Origin of the sequence: Amycolatopsis ultiminotia (genome assembly GCF_039536925.1) — a bacterium.
Classification (GTDB): domain Bacteria; phylum Actinomycetota; class Actinomycetes; order Mycobacteriales; family Pseudonocardiaceae; genus Amycolatopsis; species Amycolatopsis ultiminotia.
This window is the reverse complement of the sequence record NZ_BAAAZN010000012.1, coordinates 221129-238364: the sequence shown is the minus strand read 5'-3', so window position 1 is coordinate 238364 and position 17236 is coordinate 221129. Positions and strand designations below refer to the sequence as shown.

The following is a 17236-nucleotide window of genomic DNA, read 5'->3' as shown; positions in this document are numbered from 1 at the left end:
CGAACAGGGCCAGTAGCGCGACCACGACGATCGCTATTGTCGACAAGAGCTTTTCCCCTTACCTAGTACCGTTTTCCGGGATGTTCACGACAGTGGGTCCACGACCGCGGTGGCCCCGGAGATCTCCACGACGGTGACCTTGGTGCCCGGTGCGATCGGCGGCTGCGCCTCGTGCACCGCGCGCGCCGACCACACCTCGCCGCCGATCTTCACCTGGCCCGCATCGTAGTCCACTGTGGACACGACGACGGCGCGGGCGCCGATCAGCGCGTCGGTGCCGGTGGACACGCCGGAACCACCGAGGAAACGGCGTTTGAGCGCGGGGCGCGCGAGCGCGACGAGACCGACCGAGCTGACCGCGAACACCGCCAGGTCGATCAGGATGCTTCCGGTCAGTGCGTCGGAACCGGCCGCGAGCAGCGCCCCGATGCCGAGCATGATCAGCACGAAGTCGCCGGAAAGCACTTCGGCGATCATCAGGACGATGCCGATGATCAGCCAGATCAGAGCCGCTGCCATGTCCTCATGCTCCCAGATCGGTCCGGTTCACACCGGGTAAGTGACTCGACGTGACCGACGCGTGATCTCGGCGGACCCGGCATACCGGACATTACCCGGCCGGTTCGGTGACGAAATCGATGAGTCGTTCGACCGCGCCGATCAGCGGTGTCTCGAGATCGCGGAAGCTGCGCACGCCCGCCAGCACGCGCTGCCAGCCCTGGTAGGTCTCACCCCAGCCCAGCGCCTCGCAGATACCGTCCTTCCATTCCACGCCGCGCGGGATCTCCGGCCACGCGCGGATGCCGACCGCGGCCGGTTTCACCGCCTGCCAGACGTCGATGTACGGATGGCCGGTGACCAGCACCTGCTCGTCCCGGATCTGCCCGACCAGCCGGGATTCCTTGCTGCCGGGCACGAGGTGGTCGACCAGCACGCCGAGCCGCCGTCCCGGTCCGGTGCCGAACTCGGCGATCCGGTCGGCCAGCACGTCCACGCCGTCGAGTGGTTCCACCACCACGCCCTCGACGCGCAGGTCGTGGCCCCAGACCCGTTCGACCAGCTCGGCGTCGTGCTTGCCCTCGACCCAGATCCGGGAGTCGCGCGCGACCCTGGCCGACAGTCCCTGCACGCGAACCGAACCGGACGCGGACACCTGCCGGGTGGTGGCGGGTGCCTTCTTCACCGGGACGAGCGTGACCGGTTTGCCCTCCAGCAGGAATGCCGCGGGGCCGAGCGGGAACACGCGGTGGCGACCTTTCGCGTCCTCGAGCACGACGTTGCCGTACTCGATCTTCACCACCGCGCCGCAGTAGCCGCTGGCCGGGTCCTCGACCACCAGACCGGGTTCGGCGGGCACCTCCGGCACCTTCCGCTTGCGCGGGCCGGACAGTACATCGTCATACGAACGGGAGCGCACGGTCGGCCACGCTAGTGCGGTCGGCGGGGTCGCGTCGCCACGCCACGCCGTTGCCGCGGGAGCCGTCAGGACCGGTTCTTCCAGAGCTTCACCGCGCCGCTGCCCGAGCGCGGGGCGGCGACGAGCAGCACGGTGGTGTCATTAGCGAGCGTGACCATGTTCGCGGCGGTGTCCAGGCCATTGGCCTTGACCGGGACGCGGTCCCAACGCACCGCGTCGCGCGACAGCCATACGCCTGCGGCACCGGCGGAGTCACCGGTCGCGATGAACCAGCCTCGCCACGCGGTCAGGTTCAAGACGTGCTGTTTCGCGGGCCTGTCGACGTTGCTGTCCGGCAGTGTCCCGGGTGACACGTCGTGGGAGGCGGTCCAGTCGTCGTCGCCGCTCTTGTGCCACGCCGTCGGCCCGGAGCCCTCGCCGCCGGTTTCGGTGAAGACGGCCGTCAGATCGTTCTGCCGGGCCAGCGCCTGCGGCCGTCCGGTCATCGAGCCGGCGTCGTCCTCGGTCCAGCCGGTGCCGTCGGCCGAGGAGAACGTGCGCTGGTCGAAGGAATCCTTGCCGATGCCGAAGAGGGTGAATCCGTCGTCGGTGGCCGTGACTTTCGGCAGGTAGCCGTTGTAGAGGCCGCTGGCTTCGACGGTCTCCGGTCCGGTGAACGTCTTCCCGTCGGCCGAATGCCAGACACGCAGGGCGTTGAAGCGCCGGTTGTCGATGGAGTCGTTGTCCAGCACCGGGATCGGACGGTCGAAGCCGACCACCACCACCCCGTGCGGGCCTGCGGCCACCGCGGTCAGCGCCTCCCCCATCCGGCTCCTGGCAAGCAGCGTCCGCCGCCACGACTTTCCGTCCTCGGTGCGCCAGATCGCTGCGTTGAAGGCGGTGGAGCCCAGGACGTAGGCGGCGTTGCGGTATCCCGCGACCGGGATGCTGTGCCCCAGCTGGTGCAGGCCCGGCGGCTTCGCCTCGGTCCACTGCGCGCCGTCCCGGGAGAAGTAGACGTCGCTGACCAAGTCGTTCACCTGGCCACGGTCGTTCGGGGCCGCGGGGACGGTGTGCCGTCCGGCGAGCACGAACCCGTTGTTCCACCCGGCGCCGCCTTCCGGTTCCGTCAGCCGGCCGGACAGGATGCCGGCCGGCTGGATCGCGGTCCAGTGCGGGGCCGGCGCGGCGGGCGGCGGGCTCGGCCGGTCGGCGCCGCACGCGGTGGCCAGGGTGAGCAGCAGGACCGCCGGGACGAGCCGGGTCAGGCGCACGGCGTGGCTCCGTCCGGTTTGCCCCACACGGCGGATCCGTCCGCGGGGTACTGGGTGCACCACTTCTTCGCCGCGGTGGCCGCGGTCGTGCGGAACGGCCGGTCGCCGTCGCCGATGCGGAGGTCCCCCTGCGAGTTCCCGGAACTCCACTTCACGTGCAAGTACCACTCGACCGATCCCTTGGCCACGTTCGGCACCACGATGGCCTTCTCGACGTCGCTCTTGCCCACCTGGAAACTGAACTGCCGGGCGGGGACGGACACTCCCCCTTCTTCGCCCGCGGCCGGCACCACGACCGGCCGCGGCGCGTCGAGGTCAGTGGCGTAGAAGTGCGGACGGACGTCGCTGCCGCACAACCCGGGCAGGTAGATCCCGGGCAACGCCGGCGCCCGGCGGACGACCTCGACCGAGATCGAGTGCAGGACCGCGGCTTCGTCGCGCACGCCCTGGAAGGTCACCTCGACCCGGCCGCCCGAGGTGAGCACCGCACCCTCCGGCCCGCCGCTGTCGGGTACCGGGATCGACGACTGTCCGTGGTCGGGCACGACCCAGCCGGTGTCGCACTGTTCGGGTTGCATCGTCATCGCCCACGCGGGTGCGGCGGCACCGCTGCCGGTCGGTCCGGCGGCGGCAGGCTCGGCGCGGGGAATCAGCCAGGCACCGGCGGCCATCCCGGCGAGGGTGGCGACGATGACCAGCACGCCGAGTGTCACACCGGCCGTGCCCGAGCGCGATTTCACGGTGATCTGCTCGCTGGATCCGCCGACGTGCACCTGGACCCCGTGCTCGGCGTAGTTCGCCTGGTTCACGGCCTCGGCGACGGGCGCGGCACGGCTCGGGGAGCCCGGCGCCGGCGGGGAACGGCGTTCCGCGGCCCAGCCGGTCACCGCACCCGCTCCGACCAGTACGCCGACGGCCAGCCAGGCCCAGACATTCGTCTTGAGGTCGGTCGCGACGTTGATGATCACGCCCAGCGCGGCCGAGACGGCGCTTCCGGCGAGGGCTTTGCCCCATCCTGCTCGCTGCCTGTCGATCGGAGTCTCCTCGGCGCCGGTGTGTCTCAGCGGGGTCGAGGCATGAAGTTACCGAACAAACCGGGAATCTCGTACCTGCCGGGAGCAACCACGCCGATCAGCGCGCCATCTCCAGTACCGCGTCGGTGAACGCCGTCGGCCCGCCTCGGTGCAACGGGCCCATCGCCACCAGCGGTGCGAGTGCGACGCACCACGCGCGGACCCGGTCGCGGTCTTCGCGGGGCATGCGATCCAGCCCGTCGTTCAACGTGGCGCCGCCGGTCATCGGCAGTACCGCCCAGTCGACCGCGTCGAACGCCGGATCTCCGGTGCACGGCCGCGGGTCGATCGCGACGATGCCGCGCGCGGGGCCGGCGTCGAGCACGTTGCCCGGGTGCAGGTCGCCGTGCACCAGCGCGACCGGACCGCTGACCGCGAGCTCTTCGGCGCGCGCGAGCCCGGTGTGCAGGGTGTCGAGCGGCAGCCGGGCCTCGGCGGGAGAGCCGCGCAGCCGGCGTTCGGCGAGCGCGAACATCGACCGGACCCGCTCCAGCTGGGTGGGAAACGGCCCGGCGGCCGGGACGCTGTGCAGGTCCGCGAGCAGGTCGGAGACCTCGGTCCACGGCACGTCCGCGCCGCGGGCGGTCAGGGTGCTGCCGGGTTCGAGGCCTTCGAGCAGCACCGCCCCGTGGTCCAGGTCGGTCTTCAGTACCTGCACGACGCGGGACAGCCCGGCCCAGGAGCCGAGCGCGGTCGCCTCCGCCGTCGCGATCGCCCGGTCCGGGCACAGCTTCAGCACTCGCAGTGTGCCGGCGGCGTTGCGGCACAACAGGGTGCGCCCGCTGTTGCCGGGGCGGGTGTCGTGCACGGTCAGTCCCCAGCGCCGGCAGAGCCGTTCGACGAGGTCCGGCAGCGCCGTGCACCACGCTTCGACCGACGGGCCGAAGCGGTCGACCAGCCGTGCCCGTGCCTCGTCGTCGAGCAGCGCGACCATCAGAACAGCGGCCAGGGAATCGCGCGCCAGTCGTCGCCGGGTTCCGGGTAGACGGCTTCCGCGAGCAGCACGTCGGTGCGCCGGCCGAGCGCGCGGATCTCGAAGGTGGTCAGGTGCTCGCCCAGCGCGGCACCGAGGCGGCCGTCGAGATCGGCACGGAGCTTGCGCAGCTTCTCCACCACGTCGGCGGGCAGCGGTTCGCCGATCCAGCCCCACAGCACGGTCCGCAGCTTCGGATCGGTGTGCAGGCAGATGCCGTGGTCCACGCCGTAGACCCGGCCGTCGGCGGCGGCGAGCAGATGCCCGCCCTTGCGGTCGGTGTTGTTCACGATCACGTCGAGCGCGGCCAGTTCCCGCAGGCTCGGGTGGTCGGCGTGGGCGAGGACCGCCGGATCGCCGAGCCGGTCGTGTGCGTGCAGGACGGTGCGCCAGCCGTCCGGGACCTCGTCCGGCGCGCACACGTCGACCACCTCTTCGTCGGTCGTCTCGACCCACAGCTGCACCATGCCGGGGCCGAACGGGCCTTCCCGCAGCACGGTGGGCGGGATCGAGCCGAGCCCGCACGCGGTGGAGACCATCGCGGTGGCGACTTCCCGCCCGGCGAGAGTGCCGTCCGGGAAGTCCCACAGCGGCCGCTCCCCGGACACCGGCTTGTAGACCACGCGGCCGGTCACGCCGTCGAGTTCGATGGCGCAGAACAGGGTGACGTTGGAGGCGTCGACCAGGCGGCCCTCGACATCGAGGCGGCCACGGGTGACGAACTCGTGGGCGCCGGGATCGCCGGGCCCCGGCGGTGTGCTCGCCACGGCGGCCCCTCAGTCCTCGGTCACGTCGACGTCGCGGCGGTACCCGTTCTGCCGTGGGCAGATGTGACCGGCCGGGTCGAGCGGCTCCCCGCACAGCGGGCACGGCTTGCGTCCGGCGTTGACCACGCGGTCGGCGCGTTCGGCGAACGCGCGCGCGGTCACCGGGGTGAGGAACACGCGGACCGCGTCCGGGCCCTCCTCGGTGTCGTCGAGCACCACCGTCTCGTCGACCTCGCCCTCGGTCATCGCGAGCAGTTCCACGACCACCGCGCCGGAGTCGGCGTCCCAGCCGAGGCCCATGGTGCCCACCCGGAACTCCTCCTCGACGGGCACCGTGAGCGGTTCCACGTCGACGAGTTCGTCGGGCACCTCGTCGGGCACGTCGGCGCCGAACCGGCTGGCGACCTCTTCCAGCAGCGACCCGAGGCGCTCGGCGAGGACGACGACCTGCTGCTTCTCGATCGTGACGCTGATCGTCCGGACGTCCTCCGACGCCTGGAGGTAGAACGTGCGATCGCCGGGCTCGCCGACCGTGCCGGCAACGAACCGGTCGGGCTTGCGGAAGACGTGGATTACGCGTGACATAACACCTTCGACCCTAGGCCACCGCGGCATGATCGGCATCCGCCGCCCCTGGTTGACCGGCTTCCGACGCGGACCGTGCGGGACCGGACACGCAGCGGATCGCCGGTACGCTCGCCGGGTGCCTCGGATCTCTTCATACGGAACATGGACCTCTCCCGTTTCCGCGGGTGCCGCGGCGGCCGCCGGGCGCAGCGCGCAGTGGCTCGCGGAGGTCGACGGCGCGCTCTGGTGGGCCGAAACGCGCCCGGACGAGGGTGGCCGGGTCGCGCTCGTGCGGGCACTGCCCGATGGTGGCACCGAAGACGTGCTGCCCACTCCGTGGAACGTGCGCAACCGGGTGCACGAGTACGGCGGGCGGCCGTGGGTCGCGGCGGGCCCGGCGGTCGTGTTCACGCACTGGGCCGACCAGCGGGTCTACGCGCTGACCGGCGGCGAGGTGTCCCCGCTGACGCCGGAACCCGCCACCCCGCAGGGTGTCCGGTACGGCGATCTGCGGCGCGGGCTCGACGGCGAGGTGTGGGCGGTGCGGGAGCGCAGCACCGGGTCGCGGCGCACGGACATCGCGCGGGAGCTCGTGGCGATCCGGCTGGACGGCGGCGGTGAACGCGTGCTCGTGGCGGGGCACCGGTTCTTCACCGCGCCGCAGCTGTCGCCGGACGGCGGGCACGCGGCGTGGCTGGCGTGGGATCACCCGGCGATGCCGTGGGACGGCACCGAGCTGTTCGTGGCACCGGTGGCCGCGGACGGGTCGTTCGGTGCGGCGCGGGTGCTGGCCGGCGGCCCGGCGGTCGCGGTGTGCCAGCTGGAATGGGAATCCGCCGACCGGCTGCTGATGCTGGCGGACCCGGACGGCTGGTGGAACCTGCACCGGATCGGGCTGGACGGGGTGGCGGTGAACCTCGCGCCGGTGCAGCGGGAGCTGGGCGGACCGATGTGGAAGCTCGGTGTCAGCTGGTTCGCCCCGCTCGGGTCCGGGCGGTTCGCGGTCCTCGACTCGGGCAGGCTGGCGGTGCTGGACGAGCACGCCGGCTCGGTCACCCCGGTGGACACGGACCTGACCGTGTGGTCGTCGGCGGGGCTGGTCCCGGTGCCGGGCGGGATCGCCGGCATCGCGGCGGGCGCGCGGCGGGAAAGTGCGGTGGTGCGGCTGGATCCGGCCACCGGCGAGGCGACCGCGCTCAGCCCGCAACCGGACGAACTGCCGCCACCGGAGTACCTGCCGGTGGCCGAGGAACGGATCTTCACCGCGGCCGACGGGGCGGAGATCCCGGCATACGTCTTTCCGCCGTCGAACCCGGACTTCACCGCACCCGAGGGTGAGCTGCCGCCGTATCTGGTCCATGTGCACGGCGGGCCCACCGGCCACAGCGACGGGGCGCTGAGCCTGGACTTCGCGTACTTCACCAGCCGCGGCATCGGGGTGGTCGCGGTGAACTACGGCGGGTCGACCGGGTACGGGCGGGCGTTCCGGGAGCGGCTGCGGGAGCAGTGGGGCGTGGTGGACGTGCGCGACTGCGTTTCGGTCGCCGAGGCGCTGGTGGCCGAAGGGCTGGCCGATCCGCAGCGGCTGGCGGTGCGCGGTGGCAGCGCGGGCGGGTTCACCTCCGCCGCGTCGATCACCATGACCCGGACCTACGCGGCGGCGACGGTGAAGTTCCCGATCCTGGACTTCACCGGGTGGACCGGGGCCGGCGGCGAGACGCACGATTTCGAATCGCAGTACCTGGTCGGGCTGGTCGGCCCGTATCCGGAGACCGAGCAGCGGTACCGGGAGCGCTCGCCGATCACACACGTGCAGAGCCTGGCCGGTCCGGTGCTGTTCCTGCAGGGGCTGGAGGACGAGATCTGCCCGCCGGACCAGGCCGACCGGTTCGTGGCCGGGCTGGCCGGACGCGGTGTCCCGCACGCCTACCTGCGGTTCGAGGGCGAGCAGCACGGCTTCCGCAGGGCGGAGACGATCATCGCGGCGCTGGAGGCGGAGCTGTCCTTCTACGGCCAGGTGCTCGGGTTCACGCCGCCGGATGTGCCGGTGCTGGAGCTGGCCAGATGAGACCGGCCCGGCTCCGCGCCGGAGACACCGTCGCACTCGTCGCACCGTCCGGGCCGGTGCCCCGCGACCTGCTGGACGCGGCGCTGCCCGTGCTGCGCGGCTGGGGGGTGAAGGTGCGCGTCGGCGCCGGAGTGCGGGCCGAGGTGGCGGATCCGGGGTATCTGGCCGCACCGGACGAGGTCCGGGCCGCGGAGTTCGCCGAGGCGTGGCTGGATCCGGAGGTGCGGTGCGTGCTCGCCGCGCGCGGTGGTTACGGCGCCCAGCGGATGGTGGATCTGGTGGACTGGCCCGCGTTGGCGGCCGCGGAGCCGAAGGTGCTGGCGGGTTCGAGTGACGTGACCGCGCTGCACCGCGCGGTGGCGGCGCATCTCGGGCTGGGCACGCTGTTCTCGCCGATGCCGGCGAGTGTGCTGTTCGACGAAGCCGCGGCGGAGCACCTGCGGCGGACGTTGTTCGAGCCGGGGCACACCCGGGTGCTGCGGGCCGCCGAGCCGGACGTGCTGGTGGCCGGGCGTGCGTCGGGCCTGCTGGTGGGCGGGAACCTGTCGCTGCTGGCGGCCGGGATCGGTACCGCGGAGCAGGGGTCGGCGCGGGACGGGATCGTGCTGCTGGAGGACGTGACCGAGAGCGTCTACCGGATCGATCGGATGCTCACCCAGCTGCTGCGGTCCGGCTGGTTCGCCGGGGTCCGCGGGATCGTGCTGGGTTCGTGGGCCGCGTGCGGGGATCCGGCGGAGATCCGGGAGCTGCTGCAGGAACGGCTGGCTCCGTTGCGCGTGCCTGTGCTGAGCGGGTTCGGTTTCGGGCACGTCGCGTCGTCGCCGACGGTTCCGCTGGGCGTGCCCGCGTCGCTGGACACCGAACTCGGCACGCTCAGCCTCGACTCCCCCGCGCTGGCGTGATCGCATGCGCCTGTCCCCGGAGGAAGCCCGCACCCGCCTCGCCGACGCACGCGTGGCGCGCCTGGCGACCGCGGACGCGCGTGGTGTACCGCATCTGGTGCCGGTGACCTTCGCCGTACGCGACGACACAATCGTGTTCGCGGTCGACCACAAACCCAAGAGCAGCACGGCATTGCGGCGGCTGGCGAACATCGCGGAGAACCCGGCGGTGTGCTTCCTGTCCGACGAGTACGACGAGAACTGGTCCCGGCTGTGGTGGGCGCGGGCAGACGGCCTGGCGCGAGTGGTCCCCGACGCGGAACGCGACCCGTTCGTCGGATGGCTGGTGGAGAAGTACCCGCAGTACGCGGAACACCCGCCGGAACACGCAGTGGTCGCGACCGAGGTCCACGCCTGGCGTGGCTGGTCGGGTTCGTGACGGTGCGACTTGCTGCACAGGGCAGCAAACCCAGGATGCAGTTACCCGACGCCGAAGCTGCCCAGCACGGACGCGAGCGGCCGCCCCGCCCGGCCAGGGAGCTACGCGGCGGCTACTGCGGTTCGGCGGTACCTGCCTCGCGCACCGCAAGGTCGCGGTACTCGGCTTCTTCCGTCAGCACGGCCTAGCGGATCTCGGGACCCGCGAGATCGCACAGCCACCCGAACCGTGGAACGGTTCGCTTCCTCCTTGCCCGGAGACCGTCGGGGCGGCCTCGCTCACACCACATCCGGGGACCGGGTCAGGAGACGTTGCCCGTGTCGACGGTGTCCCGGGCGGGTCCGCCGAAGAGCAGCGCGATGGTCACCGCACCGGGGTCGGGCACTCCGACTGCGTGGTCTCCGACGTAGCTCGCCCGGCCGCGGCGGGCGCGGATGTCTTCTGTGCTGTGCGCGCCGCGCTCCGCGGCTTCCACAGCGGCCTTGAACGCGTCGGTCAGCGAGGCGTCCGGTGCCAGCGCACGCAACGCGTCGACGGCCGGCGACAAGGCATCCACCAGCGTCTTGTCGCCCACCTCCGCTTCGCCGACGCGCTGGATCGCCGCGAGGCCCGCTGCGGTGCCTTCCGCCAGCGCGGCTGCGGTCAGCTCGGCGCCGGCGCTCCTGGCCAGCGCTTGGAACAGCAGCCCGAACAACGGGCCGCTCGTGCCGCCGACGCGGTCCAGGAAGACGCCGGCGGTCGCGGACAGGACGTCGGTGGCCGACGCGTCCGCAGGCAGTCCGGCGAGTTCTGTCCGGACGAGCCGCACCGCGCCTGCGATGTTGGCACCGAAGTCGCCGTCGCCGGCGGCCTGGTCATAGGAGGTCAGCCGCGGTTCGGCGGCCAGCGCCCGATCGGCGAATGCCAGGATCCAGCCGGACGTCGTGCTCATGCGCGCTCCTCGTTGATCCAGGCGGCGGTGTGCGCCGGTGTGTCCCACAGTGCGGTCAGTTCGTCGTCGGTGCGGGTGAGGGAAAGGGAGAAGCCGCGCATGTCCAGTGCGGTCACCAGCGCGCCGACCCGCTGCCGCTCCAGCACCACGCCCCGTGCGGACAACGCGCGGGCGACGCGGTCGTAGATGCCGTAGAGCTCCAGGGGCGTGACCGAGCCGAGGCCGTTGACCAATGCGATCACCCGCGCCCCGGTTTCCAGGGACAGCGCGGAAACGACCGTCCCGGCGAGGTCGGTGACCAGTGCGTCGATCTGTGCGTTCTCCCGGATCCGGCCGGAACGCTCGCCGTGGATGCCGACGCCGTATTCGACCGCGCCGGAGGGCAGTTCGAACGCCGGGCTGCCGGTACTCGGCGAGGTCTGCGCACCGGCGGCGACCGCGATGCTGCGGCTCGCGTCGACGATCCGCTTGCCGAGGTCCGCGAGCTCGTCCAGCGACCGGCCTTCGTCGGCCGCGGCGCCGAGCAGCTTCTCCACGATCACTGTCGCCCCGGTACCGCGCCGGCCGACGGCGATGTCCTCGGAATCGGTCGCCACGTCGTCGTCCACGAGCACCCGCGCGCACGGGATGCCGTCGTGCTGCAGGCGTTCGGCGGCGATGCCGAAGTTGATCCGGTCGCCGGTGTAGTTCTTCACGATGTGCAGCACGCCACCGGGTTTGGCGACTGCGCGCGAGGCCTCGTACACCTGCCGGTTGTGCGGTGAGGCGAAGATCCGGCCGGGGCACGCGGCGTCGAGCATCCCCGGTCCGACGAAGCCGGCGTGCATCGGTTCGTGGCCCGAGCCCCCGCCGGAGACGAGCCCGACCACGCGACCCGGCTTCGGCGCGACCGTGGCCAGGTAGCCGGGGTCGGCGGTGTGAGTGACCAGGTCGGCGTGCGCGCGGGCGAAACCGGCGAGCGCGCCGTCGACGAGGTCGTCGGGCGAGTTCGCGAAGTAGCTCATCGGGTTGCTCCCAGTGGGGTGTCGAGCTGCGCCACGACGTTCTCCCCGCGGCGCAGCGGGATGGTGCACAGACTGGACAGGACCGCAACGCCCACTACGTAGGCCACCACCCAGCCCCAGCCACCGCCGCCTGCGACGATGAGTGCCGAGCCGAGCAGCGGGGACAGCCCGCCGCCGAGCGTGGCGCCGAACTGCTGGGTGATGGACAGTCCGGTGTAGCGGACGTCGACCGGGTAGAGGTTGGCGAACAGCGCGGCCTGCGCGCCGTACATCGCGCCGTGCCCCACGGCAAGGCCGAGTGCCATCGCGACGGTGATCAGCACCGGGTTCCGCGTGTCCATGAGCAGGAAGAACGGCACGGCGAGCACGACCTGGAACAGCGCGCCGCCGATGTAGAGCTTGCGCCGTCCGATCCGGTCGGACAGCCGGCCGAAGAACGGCAGCGTCAGGCATTCCAGTGCGCACGCGATGAGGATGCCGATCAGCACCGGCGTCTTCGACATGCCCAGCTGCGTGGTGGCGTAAGACAGCGCGACGACGTAGTAGACGTTGAACAGCCCGCTCTCGGCGATCTTCGCGACGATCGAGAGCAGCACGTCGCGCAGCTGCCGCTGCACCACCACGGCGGCGGGCGCCTTGTGCGAATCGGCTTCTTCGCGGAACTTCGTGAACTCCGGGCTCTCGCCGATCTTCAGCCGCAGGTACAGGCCGAGTCCGATGAGGACGGCCGAGAGCAGGAACGGAATACGCCAGCCCCAGGATTCGAACTGCGCGTCGGACATCGTGGTGTCCAGGACGGACACCACGCCGACCGGGATCAGCACCCCGGCGGGCGTCCCGATGTGCACGAGACTGGTGTAGAAGCCCTGTTTGCCGCGCGGCGCGAACTCCATCGCCATCAGCACCCCGCCGCCGTACTCCCCGCCCATGCCGAGGCCCTGCAGGAGCCGGATCACCACGAGCAGGATCGGCGCGGCCACCCCGATCTTGTCGTAGGAGGGCAGCAGGCCGATCAGCACCGTGCCCAGTCCCATGATCAGCAGCGTGGTCACGAGCATCGTCTTGCGGCCGAGCCGGTCGCCGAAGTGGCCGAACAGCACGCCGCCGAGCGGGCGCGCGAGATAGCCCACGAAGAACGTGGAGAACGACGCGAGCGCACCGACCGCCGGGGACACCGACGGGAAGAAGATCTTGTCGAACACCAGCGCTGCGGTGGTCGCATACAGCGTGAAGTCGTAGTACTCCACGGTGGTGCCGAGCGCGCTGGCCACTGCCACGCGCCGTGCGGCGGCGCGACCGGCCGGCTGCTGCCCGCTCGTCGTCGAGGCGGCCTGCGACATCGTCACTCCTTCGGTTCGGACACCAACTAGAATATCAGATCCTGTGTTTCTGATACAGTGTGCAAGGTAATCGTCCCTCGCACACCCCTCGGGAGCACCCCCATGGCACAGCTCGACCTCCACGGGATCATCGCCACCGTGGTCACACCCTTCGACGAGCGGGACGAAGTGGACCACGACCTGCTCCGCGGCGAGGTCAAGCACCTGGTGGAGCAAGGTGTCACCGCGATCTGCGCGTGCGGCAGCACCGGTGAAGGCCACACGCTCTCCGCCGAGGAAAGCGCGGCGATCTGCGCGACCGTCGTCGAGGAGGTCGCCGGCCGCGTGCCGGTGATCGGCGGGGTCATCCAGAACTCGACCGCCGAGGCCATCCGCTACGGCCATGCCCTCAAGGGCGCCGGCGTCGACGCCCTGCAGGTCACACCCGTGCACTACGTTTTCGCGCCGTCGCAGGACGAAAGTGTCGCCTACTACCGGAAGATCGCCGACGAGGTCGGGCTGCCGATCGTGCTCTACAACGTCGTGCCGTGGGCGCTGCTGGGCGTCGAGGTGATCGAGCGGCTCGCCGACGAGGTGCCCGGCGTGATTGCGGTCAAGCAGAGCGGCGGCGACATCCACCTGCTGGCCAAGATCCTGCACCGGGTCCGCGACAAGATCACCGTGCTGGCGGCTCTCGACGACCTGCACTACCCGTCGTTCGTGATGGGCGCGCACGGTGCGCTCGCCGCCATCCCGACCGTCACGCCGAAGCTGTCGGTGGACCTGTGGGATGCCGTGCAGCGCGGCGATCACGAGGAGGCCCTGCGCCTGCACCACGTGATCCTCGGGGTGTGGACGGCGATCGACGGCCCGAACCTGCCGGCACGGATCAAGGCCGCGCTGGAACTGCAGGGCCGCCGCGGCGGGTTGCCGCGTCACCCGTTCGCCCCGGCCACCGACGCCGAACGCGCGACCATCCGCGCCGCGCTCGACGCCGCCGGGCTGCTCGCATGAGCTCGACGTCCGAAGTGGACGGTTTGGCCGGTGTGGCGGCCGCGGCGGCGCGCTGGGCCGAAGACCTGCCCCGCGCCCGCCGTGCGGACTTGCTGGAGGCGATGGCTGCCGAGCTGGACGCGGATGCCGACGCCATCGTGGCCGACGCCGACCGTGAGACGTCTCTCGGCGAGCCGCGGCTGCGTGGCGAGCTGAACCGGACCGCCTACCAGCTGCGGCTGTTCGCCGAGGCGGTCCGCGACGGCGGCTACCTCGAGGCGACCATCGACCACGCCGGTGACACCCCGATGGGCCCGCGCCCCGACCTGCGGCGGCTGCTCGTCCCGTTGGGACCGGTCGCGGTGTTCGGCGCGAGCAACTTCCCGCTCGCGTTCTCGGTGCCCGGCGGTGACACCGCCGCCGCACTCGCCGCGGGGTGCCCCGTCGTGATCAAGGCGCACCCCGCGCATCCGGACACGTCGCGGCGGTGCTTCGACGCACTGGTCCGGGCCGCCGAGACCGCCGGTGCGCCGGACGGACTGCTGGGGCTGGTCTTCGGGCAGCAGGCGGGCGTCGAGCTGATCACCCACCCGGCGATCAAGGCCGCCGCGTTCACCGGCTCCCCCGCCGGTGGCCGCGCGCTCGGTGCGCTGGCCGCGAACCGGCCGGAGCCGATCCCGTTCTACGGCGAGCTGGGCAGCATCAACCCGGTGGTCGTGACCGGTTCGGCCGCGGCGGAGCGGGCCGCCGAGCTCGGCCGCGGGCTCGCCGGATCGGTACTGCTCGGCGCGGGCCAGTTCTGCACCAAACCGGGCCTGGTGTTCCTGCCGGATTCCGAGGCCGGGCAACGGATCGCCGACGGCATCGCCGCAGAGTTCCTGGCGCGTCCGCAGCAGCCGATGCTCACCCCGGGCATCCGGGAGGCCTTCGAGCGGCGGGCGGACGAGCTCACCGTCCCCGAGCTGGTGCGCGCACCCGGTGGACGGCTGTTCTCCGTCTCCGCCGGGGAGTTCACCGAGCGGATGGCCGACGAGTGCTTCGGCCCGTCGACCGTGCTGGTGCGCTACCGCGACGAGGCGGACCTGCGCGCCACGCTCGCGAAGGTGCCGGGTTCGCTCACCGCGACCCTCCACACCGGACAGTCCGAGGAGGTCGGCGAGCTGGCACGTGAGCTGCGCGAACGGGCCGGCCGGGTGCTGTTCAACGGCTATCCGACCGGGGTCGCGGTGTCCTGGGCGCAGCACCACGGCGGACCGTGGCCGTCGACGACCTCGGCCTTGCACACGTCGGTCGGGATGACGGCGCTGCGGCGGTTCCTGCGTCCGGTGACCTGGCAGGACGCACCCGAGGCCGTGCTGCCGGAGGAACTGCACGAGGTACCGGCCGACGGTGCCCGGGTGCCACGGCGCGTCGACGGACGGTGGCAGCCTCGGCACTGACCTGCCGGGCGCTAGGGTGGCGGGGGCGTTTGTGCAGAGAATCGGGGGGTGGCGATGAGCGCACCGGACGTCGGGCTCGTGACGGACAAACTGTCCGAGCAGATCTACCGGCTCTTGCGCAGCCGCATCGTGCACGGACAGCTGGCGCCGGGGCACCGGATCGATCTGCCCGCCCTCATCGCCGAGCTCGGCATCTCCAAGACCCCGCTGCGGGAGGCGCTGGCCAAGCTGGAGATCGACGGCCTGGTCAGCACCAAACCCCGCTCGGGCACCTTCGTGGCAACGCTGACCGTGAAGGACATCAGCGAGGTCTGCGACCTGCGCCGCGGCATCGAATGGGCCGCCGCGTCCGAAGCCGCACGCCGCATCCCCGAAGACCTGGTGCACGAACTGCGCGCCGAGGTCGTCGAAGCCGAACGCAAGGCCGAGGACGGTGACTACGAACCGTTCTTCGCCAGCGATCATCGGCTGCACGCGGCGATCATGACCCACTCGGGCAACGAGCGGCTCATCCGCGTCCGCGATTCGGTCGAGGCGTACGTGCAGTGGATGCGGGTGGTCGGTGCGACCGGGCCGCACCGGATTTCCGGCTCCAGCAAACGGCATCGGGAAATCCTCGACGCGTTGCTGGCCCGGAAACCGGCGGCCGTGGCTGCGAAGCTGGCCCAGCACATCGAAGAGGTCAAGGACTGGACGATCGAGGACTTCCGGAAGCTGGGGCTGGAGAAGGGGTGAGGCTCGCAGCGGCGATTCCCGAAGCGCCGCACGCGGACGTCTCCCCCGGCCCGGGTGCCCGTGCTCAACCGGCGGCATCCGGGTCGAGGCGCTCCACCTTGTCGATCAGCACCAGATAGGCGAAGAACCCCACCACCGCGAGGATCGCGACGAACAGCAGCGCCCCGTTGAACGAGCCGGTCAGGTCCAGGATCACCCCGATCACGACCGGCACGATGGCGCCGCCCAGGTTGGTGAAGAAGCCGAAGACGCCGCCGGAGAGCCCCATCATCCGCAGCGGTGCGATCTCCGAAGCGAGGGTCCAGCCGATCGCGCTCATGCCCTGCGCGAAGAACGCCACCGACATCACCGTGATCACCGCGGCCGGCGCGGACGTGTAATTGCCGAGAATGATCAGCGCCGATCCGGCGAACCCGATCATCATCGGCACTTTCCGCGCCACGGTGCGGGAAACGCCGCGCTGGAGCAGCCGGTCCGAAAGCGTGCCGCTGAACAGCACCCCCACCAGCGCAGCCAGGTAGGGCAGTGAAGCCAGGAAACCGGCCTTGACGAACGCCATGCCCTTGTCCTCGACGAGATAGCTCGGGAACCAGGTCAGGAAGAACCACATCACGCCGTTGGTGCAGAACTGCGCGAGATACATCCCCCACATGCGGCGCTTGGTCAGCAGGTACTTCAGGTCCGCGCGGGTGGCCTTGCGCTTGCGCTGCGGGGCGGCGTCGGCCTCGGTCAGCGCGCGTTCGGCGTCGTTGACCTTCGGGTGTTCGGCCGGGGTGCTCTTGGCGAAGCGGAACCACAGCATCGACACGAGCACCCCGGCGATCCCGGTGAGCAGGAAGATCGAGTGCCAGCCGTAGTTCGCCACGAGCCACGCGAGCAGCGGCAGGAACAGTGCCAGCCCGATGAAGTTCCCCGAGTTGTACACCGCGGTGGCCCGTGCGCGTTCCTTCGACGGGAACCACGCGGTGACGAGTTTGTTGTTGCCCGCGAAGGACGGTGCCTCCGCGACGCCGAGTGCGATCCGCAAGCCGAGGAACGCGGCGAAGCCACGGGCTGCCGCGATCGCGCAGGTGGCCAGCGACCAGAAGAAGATCGAGTAGCCGTAGGTCAGCTTCGCGCCGTACCGGTCGAGCAGCCAGCCACCGGGGATCTGGCACAGCACGTAGGCCCAGGAGAACGCCGAGAGCAGCGCGCCCTGCTGGGTTCCGGTGAGCCCGAACTCGTCCTTGATCGCCGGCATGGCGACCGACAGGATCGTGCGGTCCAGGTAGTTGATCGCCGTGACGACGAGGATGAGGCCCAGGATCCGGTACCGGACCGTGGTGGGGCGCAGGCCCGCCGCGAGGGCGGCGGTGCTTGGCTTCGCTGCCATGCCGT

At 71.4% G+C, this 17236-nt stretch carries 17 protein-coding genes; 6 read left to right on the top strand and 11 right to left on the bottom strand.

Annotation, left to right across the window (positions count from 1 at the left end; genetic code table 11):
• Nucleotides 1-84: 84 nt before the first annotated feature.
• The 7 genes from ABD793_RS26560 to ABD793_RS26530 form a co-directional block, all read right to left on the bottom strand.
• A complete protein-coding gene (locus ABD793_RS26560) occupies nucleotides 85-519 on the bottom strand; it encodes an NfeD family protein (RefSeq protein WP_344864692.1) in 435 nt (144 codons plus the stop codon).
• 91 nt (nucleotides 520-610) lie between these two features.
• On the bottom strand, nucleotides 611-1417 hold the full coding sequence (locus tag ABD793_RS26555) for a DUF3097 domain-containing protein (RefSeq protein ID WP_344864690.1): 807 nt from the start codon (nucleotides 1415-1417) through the stop codon (nucleotides 611-613).
• 65 nt (nucleotides 1418-1482) lie between these two features.
• Complete coding sequence (locus ABD793_RS26550) at nucleotides 1483-2670, bottom strand: hypothetical protein (RefSeq protein WP_344864688.1); 1188 nt, start codon at nucleotides 2668-2670, stop codon at nucleotides 1483-1485.
• A complete protein-coding gene (locus ABD793_RS26545) occupies nucleotides 2661-3638 on the bottom strand; it encodes a hypothetical protein (RefSeq protein ID WP_344864685.1) in 978 nt (325 codons plus the stop codon). Before ABD793_RS26545 ends, ABD793_RS26550 begins: the two co-directional genes overlap by 10 nt.
• 163 nt (nucleotides 3639-3801) lie before the next feature.
• Nucleotides 3802-4680 carry an aminoglycoside phosphotransferase family protein gene (locus ABD793_RS26540; RefSeq protein ID WP_425548777.1) on the bottom strand — a complete coding sequence of 293 codons (879 nt, stop codon included), beginning with the start codon at nucleotides 4678-4680 and terminating at the stop codon, nucleotides 3802-3804.
• Nucleotides 4677-5483, bottom strand: a complete 807-nt coding sequence (locus tag ABD793_RS26535) for an SCO1664 family protein (RefSeq protein ID WP_344864681.1) — start codon at nucleotides 5481-5483, stop codon at nucleotides 4677-4679. Before ABD793_RS26535 ends, ABD793_RS26540 begins: the two co-directional genes overlap by 4 nt.
• 9 nt (nucleotides 5484-5492) lie before the next feature.
• Nucleotides 5493-6068, bottom strand: a complete 576-nt coding sequence (locus tag ABD793_RS26530) for a DUF3090 domain-containing protein (protein WP_344864679.1) — start codon at nucleotides 6066-6068, stop codon at nucleotides 5493-5495.
• Nucleotides 6069-6186: 118 nt separating this feature from the next.
• On the opposite strand from ABD793_RS26530, the gene ABD793_RS26525 reads away from it, so the two are divergent.
• Genes ABD793_RS26525 through ABD793_RS26515 form a run of 3 tightly spaced genes read left to right on the top strand, consistent with a single transcriptional unit; the run spans nucleotide 6187 to nucleotide 9438 of the window.
• Complete coding sequence (locus ABD793_RS26525; protein ID WP_344864677.1) at nucleotides 6187-8118, top strand: S9 family peptidase; 1932 nt, start codon at nucleotides 6187-6189, stop codon at nucleotides 8116-8118.
• Nucleotides 8115-9020 (top strand): S66 peptidase family protein, encoded by a 906-nt coding sequence (locus ABD793_RS26520; protein ID WP_344864674.1) that lies wholly within the window; start codon nucleotides 8115-8117, stop codon nucleotides 9018-9020. Before ABD793_RS26525 ends, ABD793_RS26520 begins: the two co-directional genes overlap by 4 nt.
• Nucleotides 9021-9024: 4 nt before the next feature.
• Nucleotides 9025-9438 carry a TIGR03668 family PPOX class F420-dependent oxidoreductase gene (locus tag ABD793_RS26515; protein ID WP_344864672.1) on the top strand — a complete coding sequence of 138 codons (414 nt, stop codon included), beginning with the start codon at nucleotides 9025-9027 and terminating at the stop codon, nucleotides 9436-9438.
• 301 nt (nucleotides 9439-9739) lie between these two features.
• On the opposite strand, the gene dhaL is transcribed toward ABD793_RS26515, so the two are convergent.
• The 3 genes from dhaL to ABD793_RS26500 are packed head-to-tail and all read right to left on the bottom strand — an operon-like array spanning nucleotide 9740 to nucleotide 12713.
• Entirely contained in the window at nucleotides 9740-10369 is a 630-nt protein-coding gene (dhaL, locus tag ABD793_RS26510; protein WP_344864670.1) for a dihydroxyacetone kinase subunit DhaL, read from the bottom strand.
• Complete coding sequence (locus ABD793_RS26505; RefSeq protein WP_344864667.1) at nucleotides 10366-11373, bottom strand: dihydroxyacetone kinase subunit DhaK; 1008 nt, start codon at nucleotides 11371-11373, stop codon at nucleotides 10366-10368. Before ABD793_RS26505 ends, dhaL begins: the two co-directional genes overlap by 4 nt.
• Complete coding sequence (locus ABD793_RS26500) at nucleotides 11370-12713, bottom strand: MFS transporter (protein ID WP_344864665.1); 1344 nt, start codon at nucleotides 12711-12713, stop codon at nucleotides 11370-11372. Before ABD793_RS26500 ends, ABD793_RS26505 begins: the two co-directional genes overlap by 4 nt.
• A 102-nt stretch (nucleotides 12714-12815) precedes the next feature.
• On the opposite strand from ABD793_RS26500, the gene ABD793_RS26495 reads away from it, so the two are divergent.
• Genes ABD793_RS26495 through ABD793_RS26485 form a run of 3 tightly spaced genes read left to right on the top strand, consistent with a single transcriptional unit; the run spans nucleotide 12816 to nucleotide 15859 of the window.
• Nucleotides 12816-13706: a dihydrodipicolinate synthase family protein gene (locus ABD793_RS26495; protein ID WP_344864663.1), complete on the top strand. Its 891-nt coding sequence runs from the start codon at nucleotides 12816-12818 to the stop codon at nucleotides 13704-13706.
• Entirely contained in the window at nucleotides 13703-15124 is a 1422-nt protein-coding gene (locus tag ABD793_RS26490) for an aldehyde dehydrogenase (NADP(+)) (RefSeq protein ID WP_344864661.1), read from the top strand. Before ABD793_RS26495 ends, ABD793_RS26490 begins: the two co-directional genes overlap by 4 nt.
• 54 nt (nucleotides 15125-15178) lie before the next feature.
• The gene (locus ABD793_RS26485; RefSeq protein WP_344864660.1) at nucleotides 15179-15859 is read left to right on the top strand and encodes a GntR family transcriptional regulator; all 681 of its coding nucleotides are present in this window, start codon (nucleotides 15179-15181) and stop codon (nucleotides 15857-15859) included.
• 64 nt (nucleotides 15860-15923) lie between these two features.
• Here ABD793_RS26485 and ABD793_RS26480 read toward each other — a convergent pair whose 3' ends face one another.
• Nucleotides 15924-17231: an MFS transporter gene (locus ABD793_RS26480; protein ID WP_344864658.1), complete on the bottom strand. Its 1308-nt coding sequence runs from the start codon at nucleotides 17229-17231 to the stop codon at nucleotides 15924-15926.
• Nucleotides 17232-17236: the final 5 nt, after the last annotated feature.